The 17,239-nt window shown below is 36.7% G+C and carries 18 protein-coding genes and 1 pseudogene; 16 read left to right on the top strand and 3 right to left on the bottom strand.

Annotation, left to right across the window (positions count from 1 at the left end; genetic code table 11):
• Window positions 1-166 precede the first annotated feature (166 nt).
• The 3 genes from pdaA (at window position 167) to rlmD (ending at window position 3,336) form a co-directional block, all read left to right on the top strand.
• Entirely contained in the window at window positions 167-967 is an 801-nt protein-coding gene (pdaA, locus tag AC0L8O_RS20175) for a delta-lactam-biosynthetic de-N-acetylase (protein ID WP_473444867.1), read from the top strand.
• Window positions 968-1,057: 90 nt separating this feature from the next.
• A complete protein-coding gene (locus tag AC0L8O_RS20170) occupies window positions 1,058-1,924 on the top strand; it encodes a DNA-3-methyladenine glycosylase family protein (RefSeq protein ID WP_473444865.1) in 867 nt (288 codons plus the stop codon).
• Between the two features lie 17 nt (window positions 1,925-1,941).
• Window positions 1,942-3,336, top strand: coding sequence for a 23S rRNA (uracil(1939)-C(5))-methyltransferase RlmD (rlmD, locus tag AC0L8O_RS20165; protein WP_473444863.1), 1,395 nt, complete (start codon window positions 1,942-1,944; stop codon window positions 3,334-3,336).
• Between the two features lie 87 nt (window positions 3,337-3,423).
• On the opposite strand, the gene AC0L8O_RS20160 is transcribed toward rlmD, so the two are convergent.
• Window positions 3,424-3,756 carry a winged helix-turn-helix transcriptional regulator gene (locus AC0L8O_RS20160; RefSeq protein ID WP_445088823.1) on the bottom strand — a complete coding sequence of 111 codons (333 nt, stop codon included), beginning with the start codon at window positions 3,754-3,756 and terminating at the stop codon, window positions 3,424-3,426.
• A gap of 144 nt (window positions 3,757-3,900) precedes the next feature.
• On the opposite strand from AC0L8O_RS20160, the gene AC0L8O_RS20155 reads away from it, so the two are divergent.
• The 8 genes from AC0L8O_RS20155 (at window position 3,901) to ant(6) (ending at window position 10,219) form a co-directional block, all read left to right on the top strand.
• Entirely contained in the window at window positions 3,901-4,296 is a 396-nt protein-coding gene (locus AC0L8O_RS20155) for a DoxX family protein (protein WP_473444860.1), read from the top strand.
• A gap of 24 nt (window positions 4,297-4,320) precedes the next feature.
• Entirely contained in the window at window positions 4,321-5,172 is an 852-nt protein-coding gene (locus tag AC0L8O_RS20150; RefSeq protein ID WP_473444858.1) for a VOC family protein, read from the top strand.
• 16 nt (window positions 5,173-5,188) lie between these two features.
• Window positions 5,189-6,250: an LLM class flavin-dependent oxidoreductase gene (locus AC0L8O_RS20145; protein ID WP_473444856.1), complete on the top strand. Its 1,062-nt coding sequence runs from the start codon at window positions 5,189-5,191 to the stop codon at window positions 6,248-6,250.
• A gap of 20 nt (window positions 6,251-6,270) precedes the next feature.
• Window positions 6,271-6,870 carry an NADPH-dependent FMN reductase gene (locus AC0L8O_RS20140; protein ID WP_473444854.1) on the top strand — a complete coding sequence of 200 codons (600 nt, stop codon included), beginning with the start codon at window positions 6,271-6,273 and terminating at the stop codon, window positions 6,868-6,870.
• A gap of 254 nt (window positions 6,871-7,124) precedes the next feature.
• Window positions 7,125-8,096, top strand: coding sequence for a DUF3231 family protein (locus AC0L8O_RS20135; RefSeq protein WP_473444852.1), 972 nt, complete (start codon window positions 7,125-7,127; stop codon window positions 8,094-8,096).
• A gap of 189 nt (window positions 8,097-8,285) precedes the next feature.
• Window positions 8,286-8,753 carry a GreA/GreB family elongation factor gene (locus AC0L8O_RS20130; RefSeq protein ID WP_473444850.1) on the top strand — a complete coding sequence of 156 codons (468 nt, stop codon included), beginning with the start codon at window positions 8,286-8,288 and terminating at the stop codon, window positions 8,751-8,753.
• A gap of 173 nt (window positions 8,754-8,926) precedes the next feature.
• Window positions 8,927-9,247 (top strand): hypothetical protein, encoded by a 321-nt coding sequence (locus AC0L8O_RS20125; RefSeq protein ID WP_473444848.1) that lies wholly within the window; start codon window positions 8,927-8,929, stop codon window positions 9,245-9,247.
• A gap of 99 nt (window positions 9,248-9,346) precedes the next feature.
• Window positions 9,347-10,219: an aminoglycoside 6-adenylyltransferase gene (gene ant(6) / locus AC0L8O_RS20120; RefSeq protein ID WP_473449053.1), complete on the top strand. Its 873-nt coding sequence runs from the start codon at window positions 9,347-9,349 to the stop codon at window positions 10,217-10,219.
• Window positions 10,220-10,292: 73 nt separating this feature from the next.
• Here the strand turns inward: ant(6) and AC0L8O_RS20115 are convergent.
• Window positions 10,293-11,292: pseudogene (locus AC0L8O_RS20115) on the bottom strand (DUF3231 family protein).
• Window positions 11,293-11,611: 319 nt separating this feature from the next.
• Between AC0L8O_RS20115 and AC0L8O_RS20110 the strand changes: the two are divergent.
• The 4 genes from AC0L8O_RS20110 to AC0L8O_RS20095 all read left to right on the top strand — a co-directional run bounded on the left by AC0L8O_RS20110 (window position 11,612) and on the right by AC0L8O_RS20095 (window position 15,606).
• On the top strand, window positions 11,612-12,883 hold the full coding sequence (locus AC0L8O_RS20110) for a hypothetical protein (RefSeq protein ID WP_473444846.1): 1,272 nt from the start codon (window positions 11,612-11,614) through the stop codon (window positions 12,881-12,883).
• Window positions 12,884-12,925: 42 nt separating this feature from the next.
• Complete coding sequence (locus tag AC0L8O_RS20105; protein ID WP_473444844.1) at window positions 12,926-13,258, top strand: hypothetical protein; 333 nt, start codon at window positions 12,926-12,928, stop codon at window positions 13,256-13,258.
• A gap of 96 nt (window positions 13,259-13,354) precedes the next feature.
• Window positions 13,355-14,065 carry a hypothetical protein gene (locus tag AC0L8O_RS20100; protein ID WP_026562893.1) on the top strand — a complete coding sequence of 237 codons (711 nt, stop codon included), beginning with the start codon at window positions 13,355-13,357 and terminating at the stop codon, window positions 14,063-14,065.
• 422 nt (window positions 14,066-14,487) lie between these two features.
• Window positions 14,488-15,606: an NAD(P)/FAD-dependent oxidoreductase gene (locus AC0L8O_RS20095; protein WP_473444841.1), complete on the top strand. Its 1,119-nt coding sequence runs from the start codon at window positions 14,488-14,490 to the stop codon at window positions 15,604-15,606.
• Window positions 15,607-15,846: 240 nt separating this feature from the next.
• Here AC0L8O_RS20095 and AC0L8O_RS20090 read toward each other — a convergent pair whose 3' ends face one another.
• Window positions 15,847-15,969: a hypothetical protein gene (locus AC0L8O_RS20090; protein WP_473444839.1), complete on the bottom strand. Its 123-nt coding sequence runs from the start codon at window positions 15,967-15,969 to the stop codon at window positions 15,847-15,849.
• Window positions 15,970-16,186: 217 nt separating this feature from the next.
• On the opposite strand from AC0L8O_RS20090, the gene AC0L8O_RS20085 reads away from it, so the two are divergent.
• Complete coding sequence (locus tag AC0L8O_RS20085; RefSeq protein ID WP_473444837.1) at window positions 16,187-17,215, top strand: LacI family DNA-binding transcriptional regulator; 1,029 nt, start codon at window positions 16,187-16,189, stop codon at window positions 17,213-17,215.
• Window positions 17,216-17,239: the final 24 nt, after the last annotated feature.

The following is a 17,239-nucleotide window of genomic DNA, read 5'->3' as shown; positions in this document are numbered from 1 at the left end:
TTTAAAAATTTATCTTCGATTCTGAGATTTTATTTTCGATTAGACTTTTTTCGACAAAATTCGCACCAACTCGCATAAAAGAGGGGAATTCCCATTTTTTCTCAGTATTGAATTCCTCTCTTAATCAACACTATAACTAATTATGTGAAATGAGGAGAGAACTGTCATGAAAAAATGGTCTATGCTTTTGACTCTTTTTTGTCTTCTTTTTTTAACGATAAATACAGCACAAGCAGTATCGAATAAGCCGATCCACTGGGGATTTAAAAAGAGCCAAAATCACGAGCCGGCTTCAGCAGGTAAGGAATTAGATGAGCTTTTAGCTAAGTATGGCTCTTTTTATATGGGGGATACGTCAAAAAAAGAAATCTATTTAACGTTCGATAATGGATATGAAAATGGATATACAGAAAAGGTATTAGATGTGTTAAAAGAACGGAAGGTGCCGGCGACCTTTTTTGTGACGGGGCATTATTTAGACACTGAACCTGATTTGGTAAAGCGAATGGTAGATGAGGGACATATTGTGGGAAACCATTCATGGTACCATCCTGATTTAACAACACAAAGTGATGCTGAGTTAAAGAAGGAGCTGGAATCTGTTCGCATTAAAGTCGAAGAACTTACAGATCAAAAAGGGATGAGCTATCTGCGTCCACCACGGGGTATTTTTAGTGAAAAAGTAATGGCTGATGCAAAAGAACTTGGTTACACATCTGTTTTTTGGTCGTTAGCTTTTGTTGATTGGAAAGTAAATGATCAAAAAGGCTGGAGATATTCATATGAAAACATTATGAGACAAATTCATCCGGGATGCATTTTACTGCTTCATACCGTATCAAAGGATAATGCCGAAGCATTAGACAATGCGATTGTGGAATTAAGGAAACAAGGCTACACCTTTAAAAGCCTTGATGATTTAATGCTCAATAAAATGCTGGAAAATCCTTATCTCATTTCCCTTTGAGTTCCATTCAAAGGGTTTTTTCGTCTTTCATTTAGATCAGTGTATGGAATGGTATAATAATAGGAAAAAGGTGAAAAGGAAGAAAAATCAATGTGGATGGAAATAATAAGATGTAAAGGTCCATACAATTTTGACTCGGTTTTGGACAGGTTATCAATGGATCCACTCATATCATTAAGTAAGAGTGAAAAGGTAATAAACGTCCCTTTGCTTATTGAAGATAAGCCTAACGTCATAACAGTCAAAGCGATCGGTACGATAGATGAACCTGTTTTTGAAGTGAGCGGAAAAGATGAAAAGACAAAAGAAGCTGCACTAAAACGAATAAAGAGTATCTTTCGTTGGGATTTCTCACTTGAGGATGTAGCTATGCACTTTGAGAAGACAAATATTGCTAAGATCTTTGAACAACACAAAGGAACGCCAATTGTGTTAGAATTTGACCTTTATAACTGTTTGGTCAAGTGTATCATTCATCAGCAGCTAAACCTGGCTTTTGCTCATACATTAACAACAAGGTTCGTCAAAAGGTACGGTTATGAAGTTGAGGGTGTTTGGTTTTATCCTAAGCCTGAAGTTGTTGCCAAACTTCAATACGATGAGCTGAGAGAACTTCAATTTAGTAGAAGAAAAGCTGAATATTTAATTGATACCTCAAAGCTTATTGTTGAAGGTATAGTGAATTTTGATGAGTTGGCACAGCAGTCTGATGAAGAAATAATGAAATCCTTGATTAAGGTGCGCGGAATTGGTCCTTGGACTGTACAAAGTCTTTTACTAAGCGGTCTTGGACGACCTAACCTTTTTCCAAAAGCAGATATAGGGATACAAAGAGCCATTCAACAACATTTTAATCTTGAAAAAAAGCCATCACATGATGAGATGGATCAATATAGTGAACAATGGTCGCCTTATTTAAGTTATGCAACATTGTATTTATGGAGAAGCATTGAGTAGAAACGGAGAGTATATCGATGAAAGAAAAGAAGCAGCAGGCAAGTAATATTAAAATTTCGAAAGGACAAACCTTTCCGCTTACGATTAAACGGTTGGGGATTAATGGAGAAGGTGTTGGTTATTTTAAAAGACAAGTCGTGTTTGTCCCTGGTGCCCTTCCTGGAGAGGAAGTCTTAGTTGAAGCAACGAAAATTCAGCCGAAGTTTGCAGAAGGAAAGGTAAAAACTATCCGAAAATCTTCACCGTTCCGTGTAAAACCACCATGTCCAATTTATGAAGAATGTGGCGGCTGCCAGCTTCAGCATTTGGCATATGATCAACAGTTAAAGGAAAAACGGGATATTGTTCTTCAATCATTGGAACGTCATACAAAATTAAAGGTAAACCAACTCGATATTCGCCAGACAATTGGCATGGAAGAACCTTGGAATTATCGTAATAAAAGTCAATTCCAAGTAGGTCAGCAAAAAGGAAAGGTCATTGCCGGTCTATATGGACTTGATTCACATCGTCTCGTTCCAATCCAAAATTGTATGGTTCAGCATCCGTTAACAAATAAGGTTTCTGAGGGAGTTAAACAAATCTTAGAGGATTTTCAAGTTCCCATTTATGATGAGCGGAAAAGAAAAGGTATTGTCAGGACAATTGTGACGCGTGCCGGTTTTCAAACTGGTGAAGTACAGGTTGTATTAATTACAACTCAAAAAGAAGTTCCTCGGAAAAAATTAATTATGGCCGAAATTCAAAAACGCTTTCCAGAGGTCAAATCACTTGTGCAAAATATTAATGGAAATAAAACATCCTTAATTTTTGGCGAAAAAACACTTCATCTAAGCGGAGAAGAAGTGATTCAGGAAACACTTGGTGATTTAAGCTTCGAACTATCGGCAAGAGCATTTTTTCAACTAAACCCGGTTCAAACGGTCAAGCTTTATGATGAAGTCAAGAAAGCCGCTAGTTTAACTGGAAAAGAAAAAATAGCAGATGCCTATTGTGGGGTCGGCACAATCGGGTTATGGCTTGCGGGTGACGCAAGCGAAGTGCGCGGAATGGATACAATTGAAGCAGCTATCATTGATGCACAGGAAAATGCACTTAAACATGGCTTTACAAACACCACTTATGTAGCGGGAACAGCTGAGCATTGGCTGCCTAAATGGGTAGAAGAAGGATGGAGACCGGATGTCGTGGTCGTCGATCCTCCAAGAACAGGCTGTGATCGGAAGCTTTTAGATGCGATTAAAAAGGTAAAACCGAAGAAATTTGTGTATGTATCATGTAATCCAAGTACATTGGCAAAAGATATTGATTATTTAAGTAAAGAGTTTAAGGTTGAGTATATTCAGCCTGTTGATATGTTTCCGCATACGGCACATGTTGAGAGTGTTGCGTGTTTGAATTTAAAGGTGTAAGAAAATATAGATATAAGGGTTGTCCTCCAAATCAGTAATTATGATTTGAAGGACAACCCTCTTTTTATTATGAAAATTTTAATAAAACTAATCTGCAGATATTTCAGATTCCGGTTTAACCCAGTCTTGAGACCAATTTTCAATAGCTCTTAAAATAGGTTCCATGGAATGTCCTTTTTCCGTTAAAGAATACTCAATAATGACAGGTGTTTCCGGTATCACCTCACGTTTTACCACCAATTCGTTCTCCAAATCCTTTAAACGATCGGATAATACCTTTCCACTTATACCAATGGCAGATTGAATTTCATTAAACCTTTGCGGTCCCAATAATAATTGATAGATAACCAATGCTGTCCATCTCTGACTTAATAGTAAAATTGCCTTTTCAAATTTAGGGCAAATTGTAGGTCGCTTCATTCTTTACATACACCTCTCTTAGCCTCTATTATACCATAAAATGTATGATTAATTACAAATTATAAATTAATTACTTGACATAACTAGATTATATAAATATACTAACTTACATAAAGTAACTAACTTATAAAAGGAGAATGAGAAGTGAGAAAACAAGAAATTGGGAAAGTTATATTAAGAGCAGTTGTAGGTCTTTTATTTTTTATACATGGCTTATCAAAGTTCCAAGGTGGAATTTCAAATACAGTTGGTTTTTTTGATAGTTTGGGAATTCCAGGTTTTATGGCATATGTAGTTGCTGTAGTTGAATTACTGGGAGGTATTGCATTGTTTCTAGGATTAGGAACACGGATCGTTACCTTGTTATTTGCACTTATTATGATAGGGGCTATTTTTACCGCAAAACTTTCACTTGGCTTTTTAGGTAATGGGCAAATGGCTGGATATGAACTTGACCTTGTTTTATTAGCTGTATCCATCTATTTTGTTTTTGCTGAGAAATCAAAAATATCTTTAGATCATTTGCTTTTTAGATCATAAAAAAACACACCAGGAGGGGTATTTATGGGATTTCATACGAAACCAACAACATTTATAGGACATGTAAAAGTAAAGGTAGAAAATTTACAACGTTCAATCGAATTTTATAGAGATGTCCTGGGATTCAATATTTTAGAACAAACAGCTTCAACAGTAAAACTAACAACTGATGGGAAAACAAGTTTTTTATCTATAGAACAACCTGAAGGTGTTATGCCAAAACAGGGAAGAACTACGGGTTTATACCATTTTGCCATTCTATTACCAGATCAATCATCTTTAGCGAATATTGTTGTTCATTTGGTTGACAAAGGAATTCGCTTTGGATCTTCTGATCATCTTGTCAGTGAAGCATTGTACCTGCACGATCCGGATGGAAATGAGATTGAAATTTATCGTGACAGGTCACCGATTGAGTGGAATTGGAAGGGTAAGGAAGTGGAAATGGCTGTTGATCCATTAGACTTTGAACATTTACTAAAAATTGCTACACCGGATAAGCCATGGAAAGGGATGCCTGCTGAAGCGGTAATGGGTCACATTCATTTACACGTGTCAGAACTAAATAAGACAGAAGAATTTTATACAAAAGGATTGGGAATGGAAGTAGTCAACCGATTTGGAACACAGGCATTATTCCTATCTTACGGAAAATATCACCATCATGTAGGGGTTAATACATGGAATGGTGTAGGGGCTCCTGCTCCGTCTAAAAATAGTGTAGGTCTCGAATCGTTTACACTCATTTTTGATAATGAAGAGTTGCGTGACCAAACAGTAAACAATTTGAAACAGATTGGTGCGGAGGTAGTAGAAGAAAATAATATTATGATCACCTTTGATCCTTCTGGAAACGCAATACAACTAGCTGTATAAGACAGGAGGTATTCAGTTGGCTTCGGAAGAAAAGACAGGTATGGAAATTGGGATTTACACACTTGCGGATATTGGTCCAAATCCCCTTACAGGAAAGACGATAGAAGGTAAGGAAAGAGTAAAAGAAATTATTCAAGCCGCACAACTTGCTGATGAGGCTGGGCTAGATGTATTTGGAGTAGGAGAACACCATCGTCTTGATTATGCTTCTTCTTCACCTGCAGTTTTATTGGCTGCTATTGCACAAGTAACCAATCAAATTAGATTAGCAAGTACTACAAGTGTTTTAGGTACGCTTGATCCTGTTCGGCTATTTGAAGATTTCTCTACTTTGGATTTACTTTCAGATGGCCGGGCTGAAATCATGGCTGGTAGAGGAGCATTTATAGAATCATTTCCTCTTTTCGGTTACAGTACAAACGATTATGACGAACTGTTTGAAGAACATATGGATTTGCTAATCCAACTGAATCATCATGAGAAAGTCACTTGGTCAGGAAAATTCCGTTCATCTTTAAGAGATGCTGAGATTGCACCAAGACCGATACAAGAAAAATTACCAGTTTGGATTGGAGTTGGAGGAACACCTGAGAGTTCCGTACGTGCTGGAAGACTTGGAGTGGGAATGGCTTTGGCTATCCTGGGTGGAAATCCAAAACGTTTTAAACCACTTGTTGATCTATATCGGCAAGCTGGAATAGATGCCGGACATGCACCTGAAACATTAAAAGTGGGTGTAACCGGCCATGCTTACCTTGCTGAGACAACCCAGCAAGCAAAGGATGAGTTTTATCCTTATTACTCAAACTACTGGGAATATGTAAACCGTCAGCGTGGGATGGGAACAAGGATGTCAAGGGAAGATTTTGACCATATGGCCAGCCCGGATTCCGCATTGTTCGTGGGGAGTCCACAGCAGGTCGCCGAAAAGATTCTTCAACAATATGAACTCTTTGGACACCAACGTTTCCTTGCTCAGTTAGATATAGGCGGTCAACCTTTTAAGAATGTGAAAAAAGGGATTGAATTGTTAGCAACGAAAATTGCTCCAATCATTCGTAAAGAAACAAGTAAATAGTTTATTAAGGCGGTGTTAATATGGGCTTTTTAGAAAAAATATTTGGGAAACAAACCAAGGAGGAAGAAATCATGACTACTAATAAATTAAACATTGGAATTATCCTGGGAAGTACTCGTCAAGGACGTGTTAGCCCTCAAGTAGGAGAATGGATAAAAGGAATTGCTGACAAACGTGGAAACGCAAATTATGAAATTGTCGATATTGCTGACTTTAATCTTCCGTTTTTAGGAACAACAGATGGAACAGAGCCTGGTATTGCTGCTTGGAATGAGAAACTCGCAAGCCTTGATGGATTCGTATTTATTGTTCAAGAGTACAACCACAGTATTACAGGTGCATTAAAAAACGCCATCGACTTTGCTCGTGAAGCCTGGTACAACAAAGCTGCCGGTATCGTAAGTTATGGTTCAACTGGAGGGGCACGTGCTGCTGAGCATTTACGAGGCATTCTTGCAGAACAGAAAGTTGCAGATGTTCGTACACATCCAACTTTAAGCTTATTTAATGACTTTGTTAATGGAACCGAGTTTAAACCACAAGATTTACATCTTGATAACGTAAATACTATGCTTGGTGAAGTTGAGGATTGGAGCAAAGCATTAAAAACATTACGTTAAAATACATGATAAAAGTCGAAGTTTCCTGAACCTCTTTAGGTAACTTCGATTTTTTTATGGTTAAAAATCCCGGTTTTTAAGTTTATTTATGCTAACTGATGAACCTGCATACATCAAATATATTGAATTTAATATGGGAATGCTATACATAATAGAGAAAATAGGAGGACTCATTTTGGGAAACAACCATGACCTGATAAAGTTAACTTCTGCGGAATTGTCCTATTTATGGTCAACATATCTCTCTGATAGCCATGGCTATATGTGTACTAAAGTATTTTCTCGAGCTTGTTGATGATGAAGATATTAAGTCACTTGCAGCCCATGCATTAAAGTTATCTGAAGAACATGTTAAGTTTATAAGAGAAAATTACTCAAAGGAAGAAATACAGATTCCACAAGGATTTACGGAAGATGATGTGAATTTAAAAGCAGAACGTTTATTTTCTGATGTTTTTTATTTAAGGTATATAAGAAACATGGCCAAGGGTGGATTAGTTACTTACGGAAGAGTGCTGCAAAATACATATCGACAAGATGTTCGTTCATTTTTTGCAAAGTGTTTAACAGATACAATTGAACTTGATACAAATGCAGCTGTCCTTTTATTGGAAAAGGGGCTTTTACAACGGCCGCCTGCTATCCCTTATCCTGAAAAGCTTGAATTTGTCCATAAACAATCATTCATTTTAGAAGGGTTAGGGAGAAGGGAGGAGCTAACAGGAACAGAGATTACAAACCTATACGCAAATATACAGACCAATTATTTAGGAGTATGTTTGGCGACTGCGTTTAGTCAGGTGGCTAAATCTGATAAGGTACGTAAGTATTTTTTAAGGGGAAAAGAAATTTCATTAAAACATATTAAGGTTTTTGGCAGCTACTTAGAGATGGCTTCGTTACCCTTGCCCGCGTCTTTTGAACAAGAGGTTTCTGAATCACAGGAAACACCTTTTTCTGATAAAATCATGATGTTTCACTTTAGTTTAATGATTTATGCAGGCATTGGAAACTTTGGTGTGTCTATTGCTGAAACTCAAAGAAGTGATTTAATTGTAGATTATTCACGTTTAGTAGCTGAAGTTCTGAAGTTTTCAGAAGATGGGGTCAATGTTATGATAGCGAACGAATGGTTAGAACAGCCCCTTTATCAGCAAACCGCAGGAACTTATCAAAAGGGTAAAAACAAATTAAACAGTTATTTATGTTTAAATATGGTAATATAATCTTGAAACCTTTACAACTTATAAAGGGGTACGTCCTCTTTATTTGGGAGAAGAAGGCAGAGAAACCTTTTAGTAGGTATTTTCTGCTTTCTTTGATGGGTTTTATTTTTTTATATAGGAGGAGTTTTATAATGAGCAACTTATCGAAAACATGCAAGAGACAAAATCCAAGTTTGGGGGTTATCTATTATGAACCATAACATCCCTCAGCACAGAGAACACTTAGTACAGCAAATGGTTTATATTGATGAGAACATAAAGGAGCTTACAAACCTTTACAATGCTTCCACTCCTGTGCAAGAACAATTAAAAAACTTTTTTCATTTATATTTACTGGAACTGGAGGAGTTGTTAAGTGCTGACCAGAAGAGCAACCTAACTTCTTCGCTTCCGAAAGTTTATATCGGTACAAGGGTTACAGTATTGTTTGATGATGAAAATGATACAGAGGATTTTGTCATCTGCTTCCCAGAAGAGTCAGATCCCGACTCTGGATGTATTTCTTTTTTATCACCAGTAGGCAGACAGCTTTTACTAAAGAAAATGGGTGAAAAAGTCATGCTCAAAGTCCCAACAGGTGAACTTCCTGTAGTGATCAAAGAAATAACATATGTTGGACATCTTTTTGATGGACAACAAAATATGAAAGAGGCTTGATGGGATATGTTGAAAGCGTTTTAGTATAAATTAGTAATATAATTGAATAGAATGATAGTAGTCCCGGTTTTTCTGCATTGTGCTCGTAATAGTGATTCGCAATGAAATGCCGGGACTATTTTAAAAGCCATCTAAGTGAAGGTTCGATGCCAATAAATAAAAAGGAGGATACGATGAAGAAGTTTTTTAGTAAACCCTCAAAGGTAGCATTATTTTCCTTAATGACCACAATGGTTGTAACCATTTTACTTTTATGTGTCTTGAGTTTAGCGGGAGTAGATTCAAAAGTTGTCCATCTGATAGGCAAAGTAACAGTCGTCATTTCCTTACCCTTCTTAATTTTGAACCCTCTAGCAGGCTTTATCTATTCATTTTTCATCAAAGGAAAAATCAAAATCGTATTTATCCTCCTGCATTTGGTTTGTATATGTACGATATCAGTATTCGCATTCATATCTTTTATGTTTAGATATTTTGTTCCTTTTGCTCCATAGCTGGGACAGGGGGACAGGTCCCTTGGCCCACTAATTAGATAAGGCTATACAATTTGTTGAAAAAAGGGACGGGACAATAAACCTGTCCCTTTGTCCCAAATATGGAGGGAATCCGAAATGATGAATATGCTTATCAATTTTGCGAAGAATGATGAGAGAATCCGATTGGTCACTCTTGAAGGGTCACGAACCAATAAAAACATTCCCAGTGATTCATTCCAGGATTATGATATATCTTATTTTGTAACAGATATGGATTCTTTTAAAGAAGATGATCGTTGGCTGGATTTATTTGGTAATCGGATTATGATGCAAAAACCGGAAGATATGGAGCTTTTTCCTCCCGAGCTGGGGAATTGGTTTTCTTATCTCATTCTTTTTGATGATGGCAATAAAGTGGACTTAACGCTTATTCCGATCAACGAAGTTGAAGATTACTTTTCTAAAAGTGATGGTCTGGTAGAAGTGCTTCTTGATAAAGATTCTCTTATTGAGAATCCGGTGATTCCGAGTGACCGTACATATTGGATTAAAGAGCCAACAGCAAGGGAGTTTGATGATTGTTGTAATGAATTTTGGATGGTTTCAACATATGTAGTAAAAGGGTTAGCCAGAGGAGAAATCTTATTTGCCATTGATCATTTACATGAAATTGCAAGACCTAATTTATTGAGAATGATGTCTTGGAAAATCGGCTTAGAACGTGGCTTCACCTTTAGCCTCGGGAAAAATTATAAATTCGTTAATCATTATCTTCCAGATGATGATTGGGAGGCTCTGCTTTCAACTTATAACCAGAACAGCAACCAAAACATGTGGAAAGCATTATTCACTTGCTATGATTTATTTAGAAAATATTCTAAACAAGTGGCTGAAACTCTCAGCTTTACATATCCGGAATATGATGCAGCCATTACAAAGTATACACTGGGACATAGGGACAGGAACCTTGGTCCAATAGATCAAGGGTAAGGATGTACGAGATTAGGTTAGACCATTTGTAAATTGGCGGGGCAAGCGGGACAATGGACCTGTCCCCCTGTCCCTACTTTTTAGATAGTGTTTCCCGGTCTTCAGCTAATGGGGGTTGTTCCAGCCATCCATGTTTTATTAATAGTTCTGCTCCATCTTCAGCGTATAGTCCAACTTCTGCCATGAGACGTGTGTATTGTATTGATAAGTCCCTTCTTTGTGAGACGGATATAGCTGCTCCGTAATAGCCTATAGCAGCCGATATTAGAATGACAATATGATTTAGCATTAATTTATCGGAGTAGGGTGGAGTTGTGGAATTTGTTACTTCTGACACCCATGAAGCAGGTGATGCTAAACCATCCTTCGTTAATGTATTACTAAGTATACTAAACTGTTTTTCACATAGTTTTTTCTCTCTGGAAATATTTCCTTACATCTTCTTTTTGACAAACTTGTGCAAATCCGACCTCTAACACGACCTTCACGATGATTTTTACCATATTGAAGCTAAGACCGCTAATTTCAACAGCACTTAAAGGACGTTTTTTACCAAACCAACCAGTTAAATAACGTTGGTTATCGACAAAATCGACTTCTTTAGGAGTGTTAATTCTTGGAGCCTTGCTGTATAACCCTTTATTCAACATGACATTTGCAATTCGTTCATATAATTCCATTGTTTCCTTATTACATTGAACAAAGTAGTTGATTTGGTCTGGACGGGAAGAAGTAGCTACTGCCCCGGCGTAACCTGTTAGTCCAAGTAAGGTCATGACATGCATATAACTTAACATAAAGGTGTCAGTAAATAAGGAAGGGGCATTCATATTAACATCCTCTTTTACTGAAAAGCCCTTAGGAATTGGGAAATTTTCCTTTTCAAAGGTCTCTGTGATTTTTGCGATATGGGATTCAGCAAGACTGCGGGCAAATTCCAAAATTTCCTTTACTTCTTCATCTTTTGCTTTTTCAATAGAATGAGCAAGAAAACAGATTGATAAAGAATCATTTATATACTGAGTCCAAAGATTTGCAATCTCTGATGAAGTAAGTTCAACATTATGGCTCATATTGTCCACCGAAAAACCTCCATTGATCATGTTATCTAATCATATGTATTTGCTCTAATTGTATTTATAGTATTGATCAATGCTGGATTTTTATGATAAAGATGGTTATCTGTTTCTGTAAAAGTTCTATTAAGTATAGTAAAAAGGTGCCAAATGACGCCTGGAGGACTAAGTTTTTGAAGTAATAAAATAGATAATATTTGCAAAAGTATGAATGACATGATCTATGTGTCACCGTTATGAGTGATATCGAAACTTTTGTAAATCTTAACCGTAGTTATATGTGTGCGAGTCTGATTTAGATAAAGGAGGAGAAGTATTGGATTCAAGAATAAAAGGATTAATAGATCTTACGAAAGAGAAATTTGGATTGCAAAACTACTACTTACAAACACATGAGATATATAGAAGAGTTAACTTTTTCAGCGACACGGTTTATACATTATGTATGGAGTGGTTTCCAAATCATGAAACGGTTGAAGATGATGGCTCAAATCCGGACGGGACAGCAGTTATTGAAATAGATATACATACTCATACATTCACGAGTGCAATTTTTGTTAGTGGTAAAACATATGCACATAAGGGGGTATCGTTTGCCAATTCAACTAAAAATGACATCATAAAATGGATTGAACAGGAAACAGGATTGATTTATGAAAAACAATTCAAATTGCATAGGGAAGAAGAGGGAGAGCTTCATTTTATGGAGTGTATTGACGGTACAGCTGTTTCACCTTCAGGATATATTGAGGTTCATTATGATGAAGAGAGAAAGCTGACCTTCTTTTCAAATCATGGTCACTATCCTTCGAAAGAAATGGTTCTTGAAGAAACTTATTCTCTAACTCTTGAAAAGATCGAACAGTTGGCAAAAGAGCAATTGAAGCTGCTTGAATATCCTTCATATGAGCAGAAACGTTTATTTCCTCTTTATGCGGTTGAAGAAATTTATATTAGAAATGATCAAAGCTACACGATTCCCTTTGAGATGTTTGTTGCAGATGTAAACTCATATCGGGAAATAAATCAAATGATGCACTGGGATAAGCCACTTAAACAAACGTTTGATCGAAAAGAATTGAATTGGAATGAGGAGGTATCTGTAGAACAAGCATATGCAGCTGAGCCATCACCTGATTCTTTTCCAATAACAAGGGATGAAAAAGAGAAATGCACATTATCAGTTAAAGACTTCTTACGAAAGGAATATTCGAATGAATCTGGTCTATGGGTTCTAAAAACACTCCATCGGGAAAATGGGTATATCCATGCCATGTTAAGAGCAACTAAACAAGTCAAGCGTTTCTTTCAAAAAAAGGTCATGCTAATGATTGATCCAAAAAGTTTTCAAGTAGTTAACTATATGGACAATAAATTCATGTTGGAACTATTTGATGAATTTCAAGCACCTGATAGGATTACAATCGAAAAAGAAGATGCCTTTGAAAAATTGAAAGACTTGTTCGAACTAAAACCCTATTATGTCTATGATTTGAATAAACAACGATATGTTCTTTGTGGAAAAATAGACTGTGAGTACAGCGTGAATGCATCAACCGGAGAAGTGATTATGTTAGATAATTTGTAGTTGTAGCCGGTGCAAAACATTATAGAGGGAGATGAGATATAAATGAGCTGGGAATTAAAAGGTACAAATGTTTTGCATATATATGCCCAAGATGCATGGCATCAGGAAGCCTATATTGTTGGGAATAAAGAGGGGTTATTGGAGCTTCGAAATGCAATAGATGAGGCGCTAAAATCAAAGGAAGCTGTTGCAAATGTATTCCCCACAGATGGTGAAGGCTATGATGCCTATGTGTTGTTAGTTGATGAAAATGAGGAAGATAAGTTTCACTCTTTAAAACTTCCGTACACAGGGAAAAATATGAGGTTTGAGATTGAATTTGATGATGAAAAAGTAAATATTCATCATCCACATGTTCTTGTTAAAAATACATAGGCCGTCCCAACATAACCTTTAGTGAAGCAAGTAGCAAGATGACTAAATGCCCATAGGATATATGATAAAGGTTATGAAGAAAAGGGGTGGCACACAATGTATAATTATAGAGCTAATCAAAGGGTTGTGGCATATGGAGTAGGTGATGTGACTGGTGACAAAGTTCCTGATCACGTTTATTTAACAGGTATAAAAACACCTGATAGTCCATTTATTCAACAAATCACACTTCATGTTCAGGATGGGAGAACAGGCAATATAACAAATGTTCCACTGCCCAAAAATGCGAATGCAGGGTATAATCCCTACTTGTTTCTTGGGGATTTCACCGGGGATGGAGTGGCTGATATTTTGATTAGCATTGCTACAGGTGGAAGTGGAGGGATCATGTATCATTATCTGTATTCCTTCTTAAACAATAAGCCAACACTTCTTTTTGATTTTAATAAATATAACGAAGAATACACGTACGAAGTGATCTATCAGGATAACTACAAAGTAAAGGTAGTCAGTCAAAAAAATAATCAAACATATTTGATAGATCTATCAATGAGAGACCCTGAATATTTAAACGAAATATATGATGAGAATGGAAAGTTAAAGAATTCTATTACAGGTTTTGTGAACCCTCTAAGTGGGTTATATCCAGTAGATTTTGATTATAATCATGTATTTGAGTTAGTAGCTTATCAAAAAATTGCCGGAAGATATAATGCTGATGCCTTAGGATATGTGTTAAACACATTAAGCTGGGATAATAAGAAGTTTTATTTACAAAATCAATATGTAGCTATATTTGGATCTTGAAGATTATAAATCTTCAAAAAACAATGTCACAAAATATAACATGAATGTGGAATACCTCTTTTATCTTTTATATAGTAAAGATAACAAAAAGGTAAAGGGGCTGCTGACATGAAAAAATCTAGAGTTGGCTTTATCACATTTTTAATCTTAACAGTAAGAACTGTATTCACATACTAATATGACACGGACACAAAGAGGATGAGAATCCTCTTTTTTTACAGGTTAGAAAGTATAAAGTTTTGAACTTAGTATTGGTGTCTAGCCACTCAGGAATTAAAGACAAAGAACGTCTTCTATTTCTAAGCGTCTCATTCCTGTCGGGGCTGTTCAAGGTTCTTGCGCTTTTCTTATGACAAAATTGTTTCCTGCTCCAATGTAAAGTAAAATAAAAGACAAATTCCACGAAGAAAAGGTGTTTTATTTTGAAGAAAATTATTGTCATTGGAGCGGGAATTCTTGGGGCGTCAACTGCTTATCACTTAGCAAAAGCTGGTGCTTATGTTACGGTCATTGACCGGAAGGATCGGGGACAAGCAACAGATGCTGCAGCTGGAATTGTTTGTCCATGGCTATCTCAGCGACGTAACAAAGCATGGTACCATCTCGTGAAAAATGGTGCTCGTTACTATCCCGAATTAATAAAGAAACTTGAAGAAGATGGAGAAAAAGAAACAGGATATAGTCGAGTAGGCGCGATAAGCTTACATCAAGATCCTGAGAAATTAGAAAAAATGGCTGAACGTGCTCGGAAACGCAAAGAAGATGCACCGGAAATTGGTGAAATTACAATTTTAACTCCTAAAGAAACAAAAGCATTATTTCCGCCACTATCAAAAGAATATGGTGCTGTGTATGTGAGTGGTGGAGCAAGAGTTAACGGTAGAGCTTTGCGTAATGCTTTAGTACAAGGAGCGAAAAAGAATGGCGCCACTTTCATTGAAGGAAATGCCATTTCACTTATTCGGGAAGGTCATACCATAAAGGGCGTAGAAATAGAGCATAATCGATTACCGGCTGAGCAGGTTCTTATTACTGGCGGGGCTTGGTCAAACGAATTAATCCAGCCATTAGGAAAGAAATTTCAAGTTTCGCCTCAAAAGGCTCAAATTGTTCATCTTGAAATGTCAACTGAAGATACAAGTACATGGCCGGTTGTCATGCCTCCAAATAATCAATATATTTTAGCTTTTGATCAAGGAAGAATTGTTGTAGGGGCAACACATGAAGATGAAGCAGGCTTTGATGAGCGTGCTACTGCAGGAGGACTTCATGAAATTTTGACAAAAGCACTGGAGATTGCCCCAGGCTTACATGACAGCACACATCTTGAAACAAGAGTTGGATTTCGTCCATTTACACCAGGTTTTTTACCTGTCATCGGTCCACTGCCTGAATTTGAAGGACTCCTTCTGGCAAACGGATTAGGTGCCTCAGGTTTAACAAGTGGTCCATATCTAGGAATGGAGCTCGCAAACCTTGCATTAGGGCAAGAACTGGATCTTGATTTAAGTCTATATCCAATTGAAAATGCTGTTGAATAAGAAAAAAAGGATGAGCCGAGTTGCTCATCCTTTTCTTATCAACTTTATGGAATAGTCTGGAAAATGATGTCTGCAAAAATAACGGAAAAACTGCAAGATTAATCTGTAAACTGCAAAAATATGCGGAGGATTGCAAAAATAAAGTCAAAGTTGCAAGAAAATCTATAACTTTGCAAAATTGTCTATCTCAAAACGAATTTCCTTGTGAAACAACAACGTAATAAGCAGATATCTCTATCCTTACATAGCATAAACCATCACTTTTACAGTAAAAACACTTAATTGATAGAGAAAATAAATACTAAATGCTACAAATGTAAAGAAAACTAAAAAGATAGCAGGAACAATACGTTTTACCATCATATAAACCTCGCAATCTAGTAAGATAATAGCAGTATGGTCAAAAAACATTTTTTTATACGCTAAGTGAAAAAAGTTTATCCAATAAATAAATAAAAACTAGTAAAATTAATAATGTAAACGTATAATATTTAGTAAATATATTAGAAATAATGGTGAGTACTTACTAGATTAAATTATGGCGAACAGTAGTTTACTTCGAAAGAATAAAGGTGAGGTCATGGCAACGATTAAGGACATAGCAGAAAAAGCAGGAGTATCACCGGCTGCAGTTTCAAGAATTTTAAACAATGATACAACTTTGTCTGTTGGAGAAGAGACAAGAAAGAGAGTATTAGAGGCTGCGGCGGCTCTAAATTATAAACCAACAAGAAAAAGAAATGTTAATAAAACAGCAGAAATGTATGAAATCGGCATAGTCTCTGCCACTTCACAAGAGGATGAGGTCTCGGATCCGTATTTTATGGCTATTCGTCTGGGAATCGAAATGGCATGCTCCAAACTTCCTTTTAAGATAAAAACAATGATTTATGCTGGTAATAGCTCTTCATTCGAAGAATTAAAGCAGCTGGATGGAGTCATTGTCATCGGAGGAATTGAGCCTTCATCTGTTCAGGAATATTGTCATGGGCATAAAAATATCGTCTTTATCAACCATTTACCAGAAACAGGTGAATATGATGTGGTTGCATCAGGTTTGGATAAAGCAATAGAAGATGTTCTGAAGTATTTAATGGATAAAGGACATACAAAAATTGGATTTATCGGCGGTTATGACATGTACAACAGACTAAATGATAGTCAGAGTTTGGGAGAAGTCCCGGATATTAGAAATATAGCTTATGAGAAAGTCATGAAGGAAAAGAAACTCTATCGGCCGGAGTTGGTACAAATTGGAGAATGGGGAGCAACAGGTGGCTATCAGCTCATGAAAAGGTTCATAGAAGCCGGAACACTCCCAACGGCCTTAGTTTGTGCAAGTGATCAAATGGCTATCGGGGCAATGAGAGCATTACATGAAGCAAACATTCGTGTCCCACAGGATCTATCCGTTATCGGGGTGAACGATATAGAGGCAGCAGAATTCCTGAATCCTCCGTTATCAACGGTTAGAATTCACACTGATGAGATGGGTAGGACGGCAGTAAAACTATTATACGACCGATTGAAAGGAAGAGAAATTCCAATTAAAGCTGTGCTAAGTACAAAATTAATGATAAGAGACAGTTCCTCCACTCCTAATAAATAAGCTGTAAGAAGGAACCTCAAATGT

This window comes from Metabacillus sp. KJ11-3, assembly GCF_055808295.1.
This window is presented reverse-complemented; position numbering and strand designations above follow the sequence as displayed.